The sequence below is a fragment of the Flavobacterium sp. genome, assembly GCF_044361015.1.
Lineage (GTDB): Bacteria > Bacteroidota > Bacteroidia > Flavobacteriales > Flavobacteriaceae > Flavobacterium.
In genome coordinates this window covers 1-17,517 of sequence record NZ_JBIKJL010000008.1, presented here as the reverse complement: position 1 = coordinate 17,517, position 17,517 = coordinate 1, and the positions used below count along the sequence as shown (strand labels likewise).

Genomic DNA, 17,517 nt, shown 5'->3' with positions numbered 1-17,517 from the left:
AGGCATTATATGTTTAAGCTAAAACTTCTTTGATTCTTCGCAAAGCTTCTGTGAGTTGCTCTTCGCTGGTTGCATAGGAAAATCGAATGCAGTTGGGGTTTCCAAATGCATCTCCGGTTACGGTTGCAACGTTGGCTTCTGCTAATAAATACATAGAAAAATCGGTAGCGTCTTTGATTAAGGTTCCGCGTAAAGTTTTTCCAAAGAATGACGATACATCGGGAAATACATAAAATGCACCTTCGGGAACGTTGATTTTCAGTCCCGGAATAGCTTTGATTAAACCTACGACTAAATCTCTTCTTTTGTGAAAGGCTTCCACCATATAGTTTAACACTTTTGGGTCGGCATCCACAGCAGCAATAGTTGCTTGTTGAGCAATAGAATTCGCCCCAGATGTAACTTGTCCTTGCATTTTTGTACATGCTTTGGCTATAAATTCAGGTGCTCCGATATAACCAATTCTCCATCCGGTCATCGCAAATGCTTTGGCTACACCGTTCACAGTGATGGTTCTTTCAAACATACCCGGGATGGATGCAATGCTGCAAAAAGTTCCGGAGAAATTGATATGTTCGTAGATTTCATCGGCTACTACATAAATATTGGGATATTTTTCTAATACTTTAGCAATGGCTGTAAATTCTTCACGGCTGTAAACAGATCCGCTTGGGTTACAAGGAGAACTGTACCAAATCATTTTGGTTTTTGGAGTAATGGCTTTTTCTAATTGTTCGGCTGTGATTTTAAAATCACTTTCTACAGAAGTGGGAACTTCTACCGGAATTCCACCCGACATTTTAATAATCTCGTAATAACTCACCCAATAAGGAGCGGGTAAAATTACTTCATCACCATCATTTAACATTACTTGAGCAATGTTGTACAACGACTGTTTGGCTCCGGTTGAAACCACAATGTTTGCCTGTTTATAATCTAAATTGTTATCTCTTTTGAATTTTCTGCAAATAGCTTCTTTTAGTTCGGCATAACCGTCAACGGGAGAATACGTACTGTAGTTCTCGTCGATTGCTTTTTTTGCAGCTTCTTTAATAAAGTCAGGTGTGTTAAAATCAGGTTCGCCTAAACTTAAACTGATAATGTCTTTTCCTTGTGCTTTTAATTCTCTTGCCAATGCTGCCATCGCTAAGGTTTGAGAAGTAGATAAATTATTAATTCTATCCGATAACGGGCTCATTGTAGTATGTTTTGTAGTTGTGTAAATTTTTATTATGCCATTTGTGGTTCTTGACCTAGCTCTTTCAAATGTTTGAAGTGAGCAATAACGGCACCTCTCATGGTTTTGAATTCATGATACGGAAGATTACATTCTTTGGCAGTTTCTCTCACAATATCAGCAATTTTACCATAGTGAATATGGCTGATATGAGGAAAAATGTGGTGTTCGATTTGGTGATTCAAACCGCCGGTGTACCAATTTACAATCCAGTTTTTAGGTGCAAAATTAGCTGTAGTAAACAATTGGTGAATGGCCCATGTGTTTTCAATTTCGCCATTTTCGTCCGGAACAGGGTTGGTTGTCTCTTCAACAACGTGTGCTAGTTGGAATACTATACTTAAAATTAAACCTGCAGTATAATGCATTACTGCGAATCCCAGAAGAACTTTCCACCAAGTTATACCCATTAACATGGGTAATACTAACCAAATAGAAAAATAAATAACTTTAGTGATAATTAAGGTGGTCCAAAGAAATTTAGGGCTTTTGGGTTCGCCATAAGATAATTTGCGTTTCAAATAAGCCCTCATCTGCTTGAAATCGGTTGTTATTGCCCAGTTGAATGTCAATAAACCATAAAGAAAAACAGAATAGTAATGTTGAAATTTATGAAAATATTTCCAGTCTGCTTGCTTTGAAAAGCGAATAATTCTGCCGGCATCTAAATCTTCGTCATGGCCCACAATATTGGTATAGGTATGGTGTAAAACATTGTGCTGCACTTGCCAGTTGAAAACATTTCCTGCTAAAATGTAGATACTTCCGCCCATAATTTTATTTAACCATGGTTTATTAGAATACGAACCATGATTTCCATCATGCATCACGTTCATTCCTACACCAGCCATTCCAATGCCAATAATGACATTAAGCAATAAATAAGTCCAAAAAGGCATATCCATTGCCAAAAGGAAAAAATAAGGCGTTAAAAAAATAGTAAACATCACGATTGTTTTCAAGTGAAGTTTCCAATTCCCGGTTTTTTGAATATTATTTTCTTTAAAATAATTGTTCACCCGAGTGTTAAGGGTTCTGAAAAACTTCAAATTATCTTGTTTTGAAAAAGTTGGAATTGTGGTATTCATGTATTTTATAAATTTTTTTCAAAGGTAAGTATTAATATAAATCTTAACGATGAACAAACACTAAAATTTCAGCACCAAATTGTTTACTTTTGTTAAAAATAGCATAATATGGAAGAAATTATAAAGTATTTTCCTAATCTATCTGAAAATCAGCTTCTTCAATTTAAAAAAATGGAAGAATTATACCACTATTGGAACTCAAAAATAAATGTTATCTCCCGAAAAGACATCGAAGAACTATACATTAAACATGTTTTACATTCTTTGGGAATTGCTAAAGTGATGGAATTTCAAACCAAAACAACAATTTTAGATGTTGGAACCGGTGGTGGTTTTCCAGGAATTCCTTTGGCAATTCTTTTTCCAGAAGCACGATTTTATTTAATAGACGTGATTGCTAAGAAAATAAAAGTTGTGAATGAAGTAGCGACTGCATTAGGATTAGAAAATGTCAAAGCGGAACAGATTCGTGCTGAAAATGTAAAAGGGGATTTTGATTTCATAGTGAGTAGAGCCGTCACGAATATGCCTGATTTTGTCTCTTGGATAAACGATAAAATCAAGAAGCAGCAAAAACACGAAGTAAAAAATGGTGTTTTATATCTTAAAGGAGGAGATTTGACGGAGGAATTAAAAGATTTTCCAAAAGCAACAGTATATAATTTATCGGATTACTTCTCTGAAGATTTTTTCGAGACCAAGAAAGTGGTTCATTTACCAATAAAATTCAGGGTATAAAAACTTCGAATTCACAATCTATTATTTGTGAATTCGAAGCTAAAAAATATTCATAAATTAATTTTTAATTAATTTATGAATTATACTTTTTTCTGTGGATTCAATTTTAATAAAATAGAAACCATTCATTAAATTAATAGGGATTTGAAAATTTCCCTCAAAAGTAACACTTTTCTGAACAAAAACTTTTTTTCCTGAAGCGTCAACAATGGATATCGAAGCATTTGAAATAGTAGACGGACTGAAAATTTCCACACTATTACGTACAGGGTTTTTGACAGTTATGTTTTTCAATAATTCAGGTTGTTCTAAAGTTAAAGGCGGATTTAGAATTTCATTTAAAGCGAATGTAACATTTCCCTCAGTTAAGGTTACGTGAGCTTCATTTTCAGTTGGAACATAAGTGGTTACAAATGGTGTTTCTGAACTTCCGGTGACATTCGTATACCAATTTGGATTAGTTATGGCTAATGAACTCATAGTTGGGATAAAACAAAATTTGTCAATTAATAAATTCGCTAAAAAATCATCTAAAGTGGGATTTCCACTTCCGCCTGTGCCAAAATCAGCTACGTTAAACATTCCGCCGGGAGCAGAGTCTAAACCGGAAGAAGTTGAGGGCGAAGCGGCATTAGCGGTACTTGAAAAAACAGTTAACCAAAATAAAATATATTGCTGTGCTCTAAACCGACTTACCAGTTGATTTGAAATACCTGCAGGTGGAGTAAAACGAACATCAAATTTTGCTCGTTGTGTTGAACTGGCATCAACGGTATAATCATTTAAGACAAACATACCGGGAGTTCCGGTCATTGTCCCGTTTCCGCTACCATTCGAAATAGCAATATTTCTCGTTTCCGTAGGGAAGCCCATTGCAGTTAACTCATTTTGAAATGGAGTTCTGAAATTTGGAGCACCGGTGGGAAGTTGGTTTGAGTTATTAAATTCCGTTAAACTGCCACTTTGAAGATGTCCTTCAAAATGATCCAAAAGCATTTGTTTGGCAGCCGGACTTTTGAAAACTTCATTTACAACACCTTGCAATGTTACATCACCAAGCGGGCCAAAAGCCATATAATTAAATAAATGTTGAAAACCAATAGGAACATTTGCTCCTAAATGAGGGGAGTCAAAAGAAAGATATAAGCGCGTATCGTGTTCAATTTGATTTTGTTCCATATAACGCAAAGCATAACGGGAAATCAAGCCACCCATGCTTGGGCCAATCACTACATTTTGTTCATTACCTACTTTTTGAGCATTGATCTGATTGATGAGTTCCACTAAAATCATCGCATTTCGTTGGATAAAATCGGCACCACCATCTATAATTACTCCATCCTCAGGCGAATATTGAGGGAAATTCAAAACGACAACATCAAATCCTTCGTTTCGAACGATGTCGCCTAAATTTTCGCCAGAAGTTCCATAATTTAGCAAGGAATAGATGAGGTTTGTGTCTCTTGTGTCGCCTGGGTCAAATCCATCTACAAGAAAAATAGGTTTGTCTAAAACTTGGTCAACGTTGTCTAAATAAATTTCATATTCGCCTTGACCCAAATAAGCGGCACTTTCTCCATATCCTTGAAAAGGAATTGTTGCCGTAATTGTTTCAGCTAAAATTTCGTTTCCGTTTCGATTAGCCAAATTTGAACTTCCTTTTATTTCAAATGTTGATTTGATAACTTTACTTTCTCCGTTTGTAAATTCAATTTTAAATGAAATTGATTTTTTGCCGTAAGTGTTAAAATCGACTTTAATGGGTTGATTTACAGAAACAGTTAACCAAAGATCATTTTCGGTAAAGCTCATGTAAATTGCCTGAATAGTTTTGGAAGTTGTGTTGAAAATATTTTTGTCTTTCAGAATAAATTCAACTGTTTTGTTTTTTGATTTGGAAACTAACGGAGCCATCAATTCAATTTTATGTTTTTGAAAAGCATCTGAGACCAATGGGTCTAAAACAAGTTGTTCCCGATTATTTTTGGTGATTTGATGGTTCTCAAAAACTTCCGTTTTGATCGTTTCAACTTCTGAAATTAAAAGTGCTAAAGGAATTTGTTTTGAAAAAAAAGCATTCTCAGCCTCTTTTTTTAAAATGTCATATTTAGGTAAACGTTTTAAATAATCAGCTCTTTGAATTTCGTGATAAACCTGTTTGAAATATAGAGATGAAATAATTTCTTTTTTTTCAGTGGTGATTTTAGAAAGTTCAAAAACTTGATCAAATAAGATGTTTGTTTCTGTTTTGTCTTTTAATAGTTCGTATTTTCCATTTTGAGCAAATGAAAATAAAATAGTAAAAAGGGATATAAGAGTAATTTTTGTTTTCATTAGCCAATGGTTTGTTTTGATAGTGAATGGTTTACTTCTTTCAAATATAAAAAAAAGTCCGAACAAACAGCTCGGACTTCATAAAATATTATTTTTAAATCGATTAACCTAAAAACGGATAACGATAATTTTCAGGAGTTACGAAGGTTTCTTTGATTGTTCTTGGCGAAACCCAACGCAATAAATTTTGGGCAGAACCGGCTTTGTCATTGGTTCCGGAAGCACGAGCACCACCAAAAGGTTGCATTCCTACGACAGCTCCGGTAGGTTTATCATTCACATAAAAGTTTCCGGCACAGTTTTCTAAAGCCTGAGTTGCTTCAGTTATAGCATATCTATCTTGACTAAAAACAGCACCGGTTAAAGCGTATTCTGATGTTTGATCAACTAATTTTAAAGTTTCTTTCCAATTTGCATCGTCATAAACATAAACAGTTAAAACAGGACCAAATAATTCAGTTTCAATAGTTACATAATGAGGATTTTTAGTTAATATAACGGTAGGCTCAACAAAGTAACCCTTTGATTTATCATAATTACCACCAAATAAAATCTCTGCATCAGCATCGCTTTTTGCTTGTTCGATGTATTTTGCCAATTTGTCAAATGAACCTTCATGAATTACAGCGGTGAAGAAATTGGAAAAATCTTCAGGAGAACCCATTTTTATGGTTGCCATTTCTTTCGCCATTTCTTCCTTGATAGCCGGCCATAAACTTTTCGGATAGTAAGCTCTTGATGCCGCAGAACATTTTTGACCTTGGAATTCAAAAGCACCTCGAATAGAATTAGCTACAACTTGTTTCACATTTGCACTTGGATGAGCTATGATAAAATCTTTTCCGCCTGTTTCACCGACAATTCGTGGATAAGTTTTGTATTTATGAATGTTGGATCCAATTTTCTTCCAAATTTCCTTAAAAACAAAAGTAGAACCGGTATAATGAATTCCTGCAAAAGATGGGTGTTCAAAAATGGTATCTGAAATCATTACCGGGTCTCCAAAAACAACGTTAATAACGCCATCGGGAACACCGGCTTCTTTGAAAACATCAATTATAATCTTAGCAGAAAATACTTGGCTGTCACTTGGTTTCCAAACTACAACATTACCCATCATGGCTGCAGAAGCGGGAAGGTTAGCTGCAATTGCGGTAAAATTAAATGGTGTAATGGCATAGACAAAACCCTCTAACGGACGGTATTCCACTCGATTCCAAACAGAAGAATCAGAAGATGGTTGGTCGTTGTAAATTTGGGTCATGAATTGTACATTGAAACGCAAAAAATCAATTAATTCGCAAGAAGCATCAATTTCTGCCTGATGAATAGTTTTTGATTGAGCAATCATAGTTGCGGCATTTATTTTTGCACGATATGGACCGGCAATCAGTTCAGCCGCTTTTAAGAAAATGGCAGCACGTTGTTCCCAAGGCATCGCAGCCCATGCTGTTCTGGATTCCAATGCATTTGAAATAGCTTTTTCTACATGATTTTTTTCTGCTAAATGATAAGTCCCAACGATGTGTTTATGGTCGTGTGGAGCACTCATGTTCCTAGTGTTACCGGTACGAATTTCTTCACTACCTATGTATAATGGAACATCAATTTTAGTATTCCACATTTCTTTATAAGCTGCTAATACAGCTGCCTTTTCAGGGCTATTTGGAGCATATGATTTAACGGGTTCATTGACCGCTTTTGGAACATGAAAAAAACCTTTTAACATAATAAAGTGTGTTTAAAATTAAACAAATTGATAAAAAAAACCTGTAATTCTTAAGAATTATAAATTAGAACACAAAAGTACAAAGGTTTTTTTGAATTTTTGATAACAAAAGTTACAAAGCTAATATGGAAATAGTTGAATTAATTCAATGCAAAAGGAGCACTCAATTTAAACGTTGGTACAATTACCCTAAAATTTTTAGTGGTAGTAAAATTAATCATATTAAAATGTCCTTTCATCGCTCCGAAGGGTGAAGAGAGCAAGCAACCGGAACTATAGGTATGATTTTCACCGGGTTTCAACACTGGTTTTTTACCGATAACTCCTTCTCCATCAACAATCTCAACATTGTTTAAAGAATCGAAAATTTCCCAATGGCGAGACATGAGTTGTACAGAATCTTTACTATGATTTTCAATGGTAATGTGATAACTAAAAGCAAAATGAAGTTTATAGTTCTTGAAGTAGGTGCCTTCAAAACTAGTTGAAACTGAAATTTTTATGCCTCTTGTTATTTGTGAAACCATAAATTAATATAAAATAAAACCAATAAAAACCATAATTACTGCCACAAAAAGTGCAGTAGTTGGCAACATAAAGGTCAAAAGTACAAATTTTAAAATTGTTTTCAAACGGCTTTGTTGATAAAAATTTCTTAAAGCTTTATACAAATAAAATAATAATACAATAGGGATGAAGGATGATAAGTCGATATTAATCAGCAAATTAATCAATTCAGCAAGAAAAAATAATAAAAAAACAAAACTCATGACACTAAAAACAAAAACCATGTGTTCTGCATAATTCAGCTTACTTCTAAAGTAAATAATAGCAAAGACAATGGTTAGAAAAGGCAGCGAAATGAAAAGGATAAAAGGTAGTTTTTCATCTAAATAGTTTGCGAATTTTTCAACAGCTGAATCATCTTTGCTGTTAAATTCGTTGACTTGAAAACTTTTTTTTAATAAAAATTTATTCCAATTACTTTTTTCGTGTTTGAGCGAATCTAATATTTTGTCATAATCTTTTTCCTTTGATTTTTCTAAAAAAGTGGTATAAGTGTCTATCTTGAGAAAAGTTCTTTTAAAAATACTTTTACTTTTTATTTGTTTTTCGGTGTACAAAGTGTCATTCTTTTGCGATGAACTGTCAAAAAAAATATCATTTCTTTCTTTCTTTCTTTTAGCTGTTGCGGAGTCTATTTTTGCTTGTAAATAATCAACTTCTTGATGTTTTGAAATACTGTCTTTGCTATTCGATAGATTGTCTCCAATAGTAATTGAAGTATCAACTTCTCCGAATTTTTCAACTAAACCGCTAAAAATAAAATAGATTAATGATACACTTAAGTAAAATCGAAAAGGATTTGCATAATATAATCTTTTGCCAAAAATAAATTCTTTAGCCGCTTTTCCGGGTTTTGTGAACAAAGAAACTATGGTGTGTTTTACTTTAGAATCATAGGCATAAAAATTTGCCAAGAACTCATCAATAAAATCTCTTAATGCTAATCGTTTGGTTGTGTTTTTTTGTCCGCAATTTGGACAAAATTTATCTGAAATATCCAATGGATGATTGCAATTCAGGCAAGAAATACCACGGTAGTCTTTAAGTCTCTTTGTTGACACGTTTGATTTATTTTGTCATGTAAATTGAATTGGTCATTCCTCTGCCAATAATTCGATCATATCGATCATTATTACCTCTATAATAAACTAAGCAAGTGTAATTGTTTTCTGTTTGAATAAAATTACCATCAATTGCCTTTTCATAATCTACTTTCCCATTTGAATCGGCAACAGTGTATTCATAATTGGTAAATCCTTGTTTGATGATGATAGCTTTTTCGTAAACTCCTTTATCTTTATTATAATCCATCTTGTTCTCAGAAGTTAAGTCGTAGTTGTTGAACATTCCGGTTACATAAATGTCTTTATTCTCATAAAAAGTCGGAGCACTTAGTGAAAAAAACACCCAAGAATAATCAGATTCTACATTTACATCATCCCGAGCATCAATATTTTGAATAACAAAAACACCATTGGCATCGGGTGCATAGGTATATTTTAAAGTGGAACGGGGAAAATTGGTTTGTAAAAAAGTGTTATAAATTCCGGTAAGGGTTATACTTCTGACATTGTTGGCGGCATTTCGAATGTCTTTGTTTTCAAAATATAAAAATTCATTTCCGGCCCAAAACTGTGTTTCTTTATCGTATTTATAATATAAATCGGGGCCAAGGGTATACATTGGCTTTATATTTGTAATGGCCGTGTGCCAAATATTGTTTTTCAACAATACAATTTTTACATTTTGGATAGGGTTTTGCAAGGCAATATTAGCGGGTTTTACATAAAATTCTAGATTGTGTTTAGAATATAAATCCCTAACATCACGTGGATTTTTAACCAACATGGGTACGTTAACTAATTCTTCGTATAATATGAATTTTCTAGAGAAAACAATTTCTTGATTGTTGTTTAATATAGTAATGATGTAATTTCCACTAACCTTAAAACCTTTTGTAATACTATTTGGGAACATAATTCGGTACCTTGAATACATTTGTAAGGTGTTAAAAGAATTATCATATGTTATTATTCGTTGGTTATCTAACCCAACTAGGTATTCATTTAAATTTAAATCGGATTTAGTCCAATCATAATCGCAATGGGTTATGGTGTAATAATAATTGGCTTCATCTCCATATAAATCATCAAAAACAAATTGAAATTGTTCGCCTAATTTAAAAATGGGCATAACATTTTGATTATTTTGAATAAAAGAAATGGTTTTAATGTTAAAAGGCGGGTTTGTTTCTTGTACGGGCTGAGCGAACAAAAAAGATGAAATAAAACTGAGAATAAGTATAAGGCGTATTTGAATCATGTTGTTGATTGTTTAAAACAAAAAAGTAAATATAATATTATTTGTTTATATAAAAGATGCCAAATTTTAATTTGGTTCTATGTTTTTTATTTACAAATCAATTCAGTTTATATTATAGTAACGAATTTCTTTTTTTGGCTGAAAATCATAATTAAAGTGTCTTTAAATTTCTTTTAATTATGTCATTTACAAATACTAATTTGAAAGTGAAATTAATAACTTATTTAGAATTAATATAAATAAATAAAAATCGTTTATACATTTGTTAATCCTTTATGTCTATTGTTTTTTAATTTTTAAATTTGCACCGTTTTAAATTATGTAAATTTTTTACTAATCATATCTTCATAACATATGTCTACAGACATTCGAATCAAGAAAGGTTTAGACTTGAAATTAGTTGGAGAGGCAGAGCCGAAAGTTTCTGCAGCTCCCCGTTCTCAAGTTTATTCCGTAAAACCTTCTGACTTTCACAAAGTTACACCTAAATTGGTGATTAAAGAAGGAGCAGAAGTACAAGCTGGAGAAGTTATTTTTTATTCAAAAGATGACGAGGCTGTAAAGTTTGTATCTCCTGTGAGTGGCAAAATTATTGAAATCAAAAGAGGTGAAAAACGTGTGATTTTGGAAATCAGAATACAAGCTGATGCTCAAGATACTTTCGTTGAACACTGGAAGAACAATCCAAATGAAATGTCAGCCGACCAAGTGAAAGCTCATTTATTAGCTTCGGGTTGTTGGCCATTTATCAAACAACGTCCGTATGATGTTGTGGCTCATTCAGGTGATTCTCCCAAAGCAATTTTTATTTCAGCTTATAGTTCTGCTCCATTATCGTCTGATGTTGAGGTAGCTTTGAAAGACAAAGTAGCATCTTTTCAAGCAGGCGTAGACGCTTTGAGAAAACTAACTTCAGGGAAAGTTCATCTTTCAGTGAACGGCAAATCAAACTCAATTTTAAGTGGTATTTCCGGTGTTGAATTGCACAAAGTATTTGGTCCGCATCCTTCCGGAAACGTGGGTGTTCAAATTGCAAAAATTAATCCGATTAATATTGGCGAAAGAGTTTGGGTGGTTGCTCCACAAGATGTTGCCATTATTGGTGATTTATTCTTAACCGGAAAATTTGATGCAACAAAAATAATTGCATTGGCAGGTTCAGAAGTCTCAAATCCTCAGTATTATGCCGTTAGAATTGGGGCTCAAATGAAAGAAATTGTTAGCGGTAAATTAGCTTCTGACAATGTACGTATTATTTCCGGTGATGTTTTAACCGGTGCTAAAGTTACCACCAGTGGAAATTTAGGATATTTTGCAAATACTGTAACGGTTATTCCGGAAGGAAATCACTACCGTATGTTTGGATGGATGCCTTTTGCTGGTGCCGATAAACACAGTATGCAACGTACCGCATTATCATTTTTAACACCGGGCAAAAAATACAAAGCAGATACCAATTTGAATGGTGAAGAACGAGCTTTGGTTGTAACAGGAGAAATGGAAAAAGTAATGCCCTTAGATATTTACCCAATGCAATTGCTAAAAGCTTGTTTGGCAAATGACATTGAAAAAATGGAGAATTTAGGAATTTACGAAGTGGCTCCAGAAGATTTTGCATTGATTGATTACTCAAATACTTCAAAATTAGAAGCACAAGTAATTATCAGAGAAGCTTTGGATTTAATGATTAACGAAGTAGGTTAAAATAAATAGCTATGAAGTTTTTAAGAGATAAAATTGACCAAATAAAAAAGCCTTTCGGAAAAGGCGAAAAATTTGAAAAGTTTGCACCTGCGGTAAATGCATTGGACACTTTTTTATATGTGCCTAATCATACCACTAAGCATGGAGCACACATAAGAGATGCAGTTGATTTAAAACGAACTATGATTACTGTAGTTTTGGCCTTAGTTCCTGCCTTGATTTTTGGTATTTGGAATGCCGGTTACCAAAATTTGTCACAAGTGCAAGAGGTTGTTCCATTTATGGATGCATTTATGCACGGTTTATGGAAAGTTCTTCCGATGATTGTAGTTTCTTATGGTGTAGGATTAGGAATTGAATTCTATTTTGCCATTGTAAGAGGTCACGAAGTAAACGAGGGTTATCTGGTCACTGGATTACTTATTCCTATGATTATGCCAATTGATTTACCATTGTGGATGCTGGCATTGTCGGTTGCTTTTGCTGTAATTATTGGTAAAGAAGCTTTCGGAGGAACCGGAATGAATATTTTAAATCCGGCTTTAACTGCAAGAGCATTCGCATTCTTTGCTTATCCAACGTATATGTCTGGTGACAAAGTTTGGGTGTCTAATGCAACAACCATGGATGCTATTTCCGGAGAAACTATATTAGGGAAATTAGCGGCAGGTAAAGAAGTGTATAGTGATTATTCACCTATGGAAATGTTCATGGGTACGATTCCCGGTTCTATTTCAGAAACATCTGTACTTTGGATTTTGGTAGGTGCCGCTATTTTGGTTATAACCGGCGTAGGAAGTTGGAGAATTATAGTAAGCGGATTTCTTGGAGCTGCGTTTACAGCCTATTTATTCTCATTGTGGGGTGCAAATCCATTAATGAATTTCGGAATGTTGCACTTACTAGTAGGTGGATTGGCTTTTGGTATTGTATTTATGGCTACCGATCCGGTTTCTGCAGCCCAAACCAATAAAGGAAAATGGATTTACGGATTCTTAATCGGTTTGTTCAGTATTTTGATTCGCGTATTTAATCCGGCATATCCAGAAGGTGTAATGCTGGCAATATTACTAATGAACGTATTTGCTCCAACAATCGATCATTATGTGGTAGAAGGAAATGTTAGTAGAAGAAAGAAAAGAGTTGCTAAACAATTAAAAACAGCCTAATCATGGATAGAAATAGTAACGGATACACGTTTATGTTTGCTGCCATAATGGTAGCCGTGGTTGGAGCTTTATTGGCCTTAGCCGCAACATCATTAAAAGATTTGCAAGATGAAAATGTGAAGAAGGAAAAAATGCAAAACATTTTAGCTTCAGTTGGAGTTGTGGTTGAAAGAGAGCAAGCTCCGAATCAATTTACATCGGTAATAAAGGAACAGTTGGCTCTTAAAGTTGATGGTTCGGTAGATGAATCGACACAAGCCTTTTCTATTGATTTAAAAAGTGAACTTTCTAAAAAAGTAGAAGACCAACGTTTTCCTTTATATGTGGCTGAACAAGATGGCAAAAAATTCTATATCGTACCCTTACGTGGTGCTGGTTTGTGGGATGCCATTTGGGGTTATGTTGCTTTAGAAGAAGATTTAAACACCATTAAAGGAACTGTATTTGACCACAAAGGTGAAACACCTGGTTTAGGAGCAGAGATTACGCAAAAATGGTTTCAAGACCGTTTTGTTGGTGAAAAAATCATGAATCCATCGGGAGAAATTGTTGGCGTTGAAGTTGCGAAGGGAAATACCTCCCAATCCAAAGATGATAATAAAGTAGATGCTATTTCTGGATCAACAATCACAGGTAATGGAGTTACAGCAATGATTAAAGAGAGACTATCCAATTATAAAAATTATTTTGCTAAACAGAAAAAGTTAGCAGTAAATAACTAGAAATTATGTCAGAAGTAAAAGAATCTTTGTTCTCGAAGAAAAATAGAAGTTTGCTGTCAGATCCTTTAAATGACAACAACCCAATTACTGTTCAAGTATTAGGAATTTGTTCTGCATTGGCAATTACTGTTCAGTTAAAACCGGCAATTGTAATGGCATTGTCGGTAATGGTTGTTACTGCATTTAGTAATGTTGCTATTTCGTTATTACGAAATTTAATTCCGAACAGAATACGTATTATCGTTCAGTTGGTTGTTGTTGCCGCTTTGGTAATTTTAGTGGACCAAGTGCTAAAAGCCTATTCGTATGACGTAAGTAAACAACTTTCGGTTTTCGTTGGTCTAATTATAACGAATTGTATTGTTATGGGGCGTTTAGAAGCTTTTGCTTTGGCAAACAAACCGTGGCCTTCCTTTTTGGACGGACTTGGAAATGGTGCAGGTTATGGAATATTACTTGTAGTTGTTGCGTTTTTTAGAGAGTTGCTTGGTTCTGGTAAACTTTTTGGGATGGAAGTTCTGGGCCACAAAGGTGTGACTTTAGCAGAATCCACAGGGTTGTATGCTATGGGTTATGAAAATAACGGTTTGATGTTATTATCACCAATGGCATTAATCGTGGTTGGAATCATCATTTGGTTACAACGTTCGAAAAATAGAAAATTAATTGAAAAACACTAATCATAGCCTCGCTATTTAAAAAATATTACAATGCAAGAATTAGTTAGTTTATTTGTAAAAAGTATTTTCATAGAAAATATGATTTTTGCCTACTTTTTAGGGATGTGTTCCTATTTAGCGGTGTCAAAAACAGTAAAAACTGCCGTAGGGTTAGGTGTAGCAGTAGTTTTCGTTCAAGCGATTACTATTCCTGTCAATTACTTATTAGACAATTATTTATTGAAACCGGGTGCTTTGTCATGGTTAGGTGAAGAATATGCAGGATATGACTTGAGTTTTTTAAGTTTTATTATGTTCATTGCTGTTATTGCCTCAATGGTTCAATTAGTTGAAATGGTTGTCGAAAAATTTGCACCGGCTCTTTACGGGGCTTTAGGTATATTTCTTCCACTAATTGCAGTAAACTGTGCGATCTTAGGAGGTTCATTATTTATGCAACAAAAAGATTTTGGAACGCTAACAGAAGCAGTAACCTACGGTGTTGGTTCAGGTGTGGGGTGGTTTTTAGCTATTTTAGCTATTGCCGCTATCAGAGAAAAAATAGCTTACTCACATGTGCCTGCTCCCTTACGTGGATTGGGAATCACTTTCCTAATTACAGGTTTGATGGCTATTGCGTTTATGAGTTTTATGGGAATTAAAATATAATTTTACACACAGATAAAAATGGAGTATTCAGTTATTATAGCTAGTGTAGTGGTTTTTCTCTTAGTAGTTTTTCTTTTAGTGGGAATATTATTGGGTGCAAAAGCGAAATTGTTACCTTCTGGTCCGGTAAAAATTAAAATCAACGGCGAAAGCGAAATCGAGGTTGAATCTGGCAGCACCTTACTTTCTACACTTGGAAATAGCAAAATTTTCCTTCCATCAGCTTGCGGCGGCGGCGGAACATGTATCCAATGCAAATGTATTGTTACTACTGGAGGAGGATCTATTCTTCCAACAGAAGAACCGCACTTTACCCGAAAAGAAATTGCTCAAGGTTGGAGACTTGGTTGTCAAGTAAAAGTAAAAAATGACATGGTTATCGAAGTACCTGAAGAGGTATTCGGAATTAAAAAATTCGAAGCAAAAGTATATTCAAATTACAATGTAGCTTCGTTCATTAAAGAATTTATTGTTGAATTGCCGGACGATATGCATTATGAAGCAGGAGGTTATATTCAAATTGAAATTCCTAAAGGTGAAGTAAAATATTCCGATATTGATATCACTGCACATCCTGAAGAACATCCGGGTGAACCTGAGAAGTTCAAAGCTGAATGGGATAAATTTAATTTATGGCCGTTGGTAATGAAAAATCCGGAATTAGTGGAACGAGCGTATTCAATGGCTTCGTATCCTGCTGAAGGAAGAAAAATCATGTTGAATGTGCGTATTGCAACCCCGCCTTGGGATAGAGCTAAAAATGGATGGGCCGCCGTTAATCCCGGTGTTGCATCGTCATATATTTTTTCAATGAAAGCGGGTGATCCCGTGACTGTTTCAGGACCTTACGGTGAGTTTTTCATCAACGAAAGTGAATCAGAAATGCTTTATGTGGGCGGTGGAGCCGGAATGGCACCCATGCGTTCACATTTATATCACCTTTTCAGAACGGTGAAAACAGGAAGAAAAGTTACCTATTGGTATGGTGGTCGTTCTAAACGAGAACTATTTTATGTAGATCATTTTAGAGCACTGGAAAAAGATTTTCCTAATTTTAAATTCTATTTAGCCCTGTCAGAACCGATGCCAGAGGACAATTGGAAAGTAAAAGATGGATTAGAGGGTGAAGGCGATGGATTTGTTGGATTTATCCATAATGTTGTTATCGACAATTATATGTCTAAACACGAAAGTCCTGAAGATATTGAATTGTATTTCTGTGGTCCACCAATGATGAACGTTGCTGTCCAAAAAATGGGCGAAGATTTTGGAATTCCATTAGAAAACATCCGTTTTGACGACTTCGGAGGATAATAGTTTATAAACAATAAGGTTAATTTATTTTAAACCATTAAGCAGTTAAGTAATCAAGCTTAATTTCTTAATGGTTTATTTTTTCAAGTTAATGTTCCTTTTTTGATTTAATTAAGAATTGTTTTTTTTAATTCTAGTTACTTTTGTTCTATGGAAATTTTATCACAACAAGAACTTCACAATTTGGCTATGAATCATGTGGGTAAAGAACTCGAAAGCGAGGGTTTTGAGTTCCTTGCGGTAAATAGTCAGTTAAAAAGACATCCGCAATTTGTTTGTGTCGACAAACCTACCAATACCCTTCATTTTGTTTTGGTTACTGTGTATAATTATCCCGATAATCCGGAGGAGTACGACGAAATTTGGATGGAAAAATTCAAAACACACGCCATCAAATTAAAAGCAAAAATCCTTTATGCAGGCGTTGGAATTGCCAATGCGTCAGATTATGAAAAACCCGTCAACAAAAACGAAGATTATATCATCAATTACAATGGAATTAAAGAAATTAGTTAGCCTTTTCGTTTGTGCTTTTTTTCTGATTGGATGTAACGAAAATCAGAAAGAAAAAATTTTTGTTGTTCAAGGGGAAGCTCAGGGAAGTACTTATGCAATAAAATATATTCATTCAAGTGAAGTAATAAAAAAAGCAGCTATTGATTCACTATTAGTGGCTTTTGATCTATCACTTTCAACCTATCGGCCAGATTCGAAAATTTCCAAAATCAATGCCGGTGATTCTGCAATTGTTGTAGATGACTTTTTTGTTGAAACTTTTAAAACGTCGCAAAATATCTATCAAGTCACCAATGGATTTTTCGACCCGACAATCGGTGTTTTAGTTAATGCCTATGGATTTGGACCCACCAATGAAAAAATTGATTTAAACTCCTCAAAAATTGATAGCTTGCTAACATTTGTAGGTTTTGACAAAGTCAAGTTGAATAACAATAGGACTATTTCCAAAAAACACTCGGAAACCTATTTTGATTTCAATGCCATTGCACAAGGTTATTCGGTAGATGTAGTTACTGATTTTTTGAAATCAAAAGGTATCCAAAACGGCATAGTGGAAATTGGAGGTGAGATTTTTGCCTTTGGCTCGAATAGTTTAGAAAATAAAAATTGGGTGGTTGGAATCGATGATCCCACCCAATCACCTGAAGAGCGAACACTAATTGCTAAAATCAAATTAGAAAACCTTGGAATGGCAACATCCGGTAACTATAGAAAAGTGAAAGAAGATTCTTTAACAGGTCAAAAAT

Annotated in this window: 16 protein-coding genes; 9 read left to right on the top strand and 7 right to left on the bottom strand. The window is 34.4% G+C overall.

The features are described 5' to 3' along the window. Positions 1-13 precede the first annotated feature (13 nt). On the bottom strand, positions 14-1,198 hold the full coding sequence (locus ACIQ2Z_RS03990; protein ID WP_396182869.1) for a pyridoxal phosphate-dependent aminotransferase: 1,185 nt from the start codon (positions 1,196-1,198) through the stop codon (positions 14-16). Positions 1,199-1,230: 32 nt separating this feature from the next. Further along, positions 1,231-2,325: a fatty acid desaturase family protein gene (locus ACIQ2Z_RS03985; RefSeq protein WP_396182868.1), complete on the bottom strand. Its 1,095-nt coding sequence runs from the start codon at positions 2,323-2,325 to the stop codon at positions 1,231-1,233. A 108-nt stretch (positions 2,326-2,433) separates the two neighbouring features. Here ACIQ2Z_RS03985 and rsmG point away from each other — a divergent pair, with 108 nt between their 5' ends. Further along, positions 2,434-3,063: a 16S rRNA (guanine(527)-N(7))-methyltransferase RsmG gene (gene rsmG / locus ACIQ2Z_RS03980; protein ID WP_396182867.1), complete on the top strand. Its 630-nt coding sequence runs from the start codon at positions 2,434-2,436 to the stop codon at positions 3,061-3,063. 57 nt (positions 3,064-3,120) lie between these two features. Here the strand turns inward: rsmG and ACIQ2Z_RS03975 are convergent, their stop codons facing one another. The 5 genes from ACIQ2Z_RS03975 to ACIQ2Z_RS03955 form a co-directional block, all read right to left on the bottom strand. Next, complete coding sequence (locus ACIQ2Z_RS03975; RefSeq protein ID WP_396182866.1) at positions 3,121-5,397, bottom strand: T9SS type A sorting domain-containing protein; 2,277 nt, start codon at positions 5,395-5,397, stop codon at positions 3,121-3,123. 103 nt (positions 5,398-5,500) lie between these two features. After that, positions 5,501-7,126 (bottom strand): L-glutamate gamma-semialdehyde dehydrogenase, encoded by a 1,626-nt coding sequence (gene pruA, locus ACIQ2Z_RS03970; RefSeq protein WP_396182865.1) that lies wholly within the window; start codon positions 7,124-7,126, stop codon positions 5,501-5,503. Positions 7,127-7,266: 140 nt separating this feature from the next. Beyond that, entirely contained in the window at positions 7,267-7,653 is a 387-nt protein-coding gene (gene apaG / locus ACIQ2Z_RS03965) for a Co2+/Mg2+ efflux protein ApaG (RefSeq protein ID WP_396182864.1), read from the bottom strand. 3 nt (positions 7,654-7,656) lie between these two features. Next, complete coding sequence (locus ACIQ2Z_RS03960; protein ID WP_396182863.1) at positions 7,657-8,754, bottom strand: DUF3667 domain-containing protein; 1,098 nt, start codon at positions 8,752-8,754, stop codon at positions 7,657-7,659. Between the two features lie 7 nt (positions 8,755-8,761). Beyond that, positions 8,762-10,015, bottom strand: coding sequence for a DUF5103 domain-containing protein (locus ACIQ2Z_RS03955; protein ID WP_396182862.1), 1,254 nt, complete (start codon positions 10,013-10,015; stop codon positions 8,762-8,764). 354 nt (positions 10,016-10,369) lie between these two features. Between ACIQ2Z_RS03955 and ACIQ2Z_RS03950 the strand changes: the two genes are divergently transcribed. From ACIQ2Z_RS03950 to ACIQ2Z_RS03915, 8 genes are all read left to right on the top strand, one after another. Further along, positions 10,370-11,719, top strand: coding sequence for a Na(+)-translocating NADH-quinone reductase subunit A (locus ACIQ2Z_RS03950; protein ID WP_396182861.1), 1,350 nt, complete (start codon positions 10,370-10,372; stop codon positions 11,717-11,719). Positions 11,720-11,730: 11 nt separating this feature from the next. Further along, the gene (locus ACIQ2Z_RS03945; protein WP_396182860.1) at positions 11,731-12,888 is read left to right on the top strand and encodes an NADH:ubiquinone reductase (Na(+)-transporting) subunit B; all 1,158 of its coding nucleotides are present in this window, start codon (positions 11,731-11,733) and stop codon (positions 12,886-12,888) included. Positions 12,889-12,890: 2 nt separating this feature from the next. Next, the gene (nqrC, locus tag ACIQ2Z_RS03940; RefSeq protein ID WP_396182859.1) at positions 12,891-13,610 is read left to right on the top strand and encodes an NADH:ubiquinone reductase (Na(+)-transporting) subunit C; all 720 of its coding nucleotides are present in this window, start codon (positions 12,891-12,893) and stop codon (positions 13,608-13,610) included. Between the two features lie 5 nt (positions 13,611-13,615). Continuing rightward, positions 13,616-14,290: an NADH:ubiquinone reductase (Na(+)-transporting) subunit D gene (locus ACIQ2Z_RS03935; protein ID WP_396182858.1), complete on the top strand. Its 675-nt coding sequence runs from the start codon at positions 13,616-13,618 to the stop codon at positions 14,288-14,290. A gap of 30 nt (positions 14,291-14,320) precedes the next feature. Beyond that, on the top strand, positions 14,321-14,938 hold the full coding sequence (gene nqrE, locus ACIQ2Z_RS03930; protein ID WP_396182857.1) for an NADH:ubiquinone reductase (Na(+)-transporting) subunit E: 618 nt from the start codon (positions 14,321-14,323) through the stop codon (positions 14,936-14,938). A gap of 18 nt (positions 14,939-14,956) precedes the next feature. Beyond that, complete coding sequence (gene nqrF / locus ACIQ2Z_RS03925; protein ID WP_396182856.1) at positions 14,957-16,252, top strand: NADH:ubiquinone reductase (Na(+)-transporting) subunit F; 1,296 nt, start codon at positions 14,957-14,959, stop codon at positions 16,250-16,252. Between the two features lie 150 nt (positions 16,253-16,402). Further along, positions 16,403-16,768, top strand: coding sequence for a Na(+)-translocating NADH-quinone reductase subunit F (locus ACIQ2Z_RS03920; protein ID WP_396172555.1), 366 nt, complete (start codon positions 16,403-16,405; stop codon positions 16,766-16,768). Next, positions 16,746-17,517, top strand: a 772-nt coding sequence (locus ACIQ2Z_RS03915; RefSeq protein WP_396182855.1) for an FAD:protein FMN transferase, incomplete at its 3' end; no start/stop codon positions are given. The genes ACIQ2Z_RS03920 and ACIQ2Z_RS03915, both read left to right, overlap by 23 nt.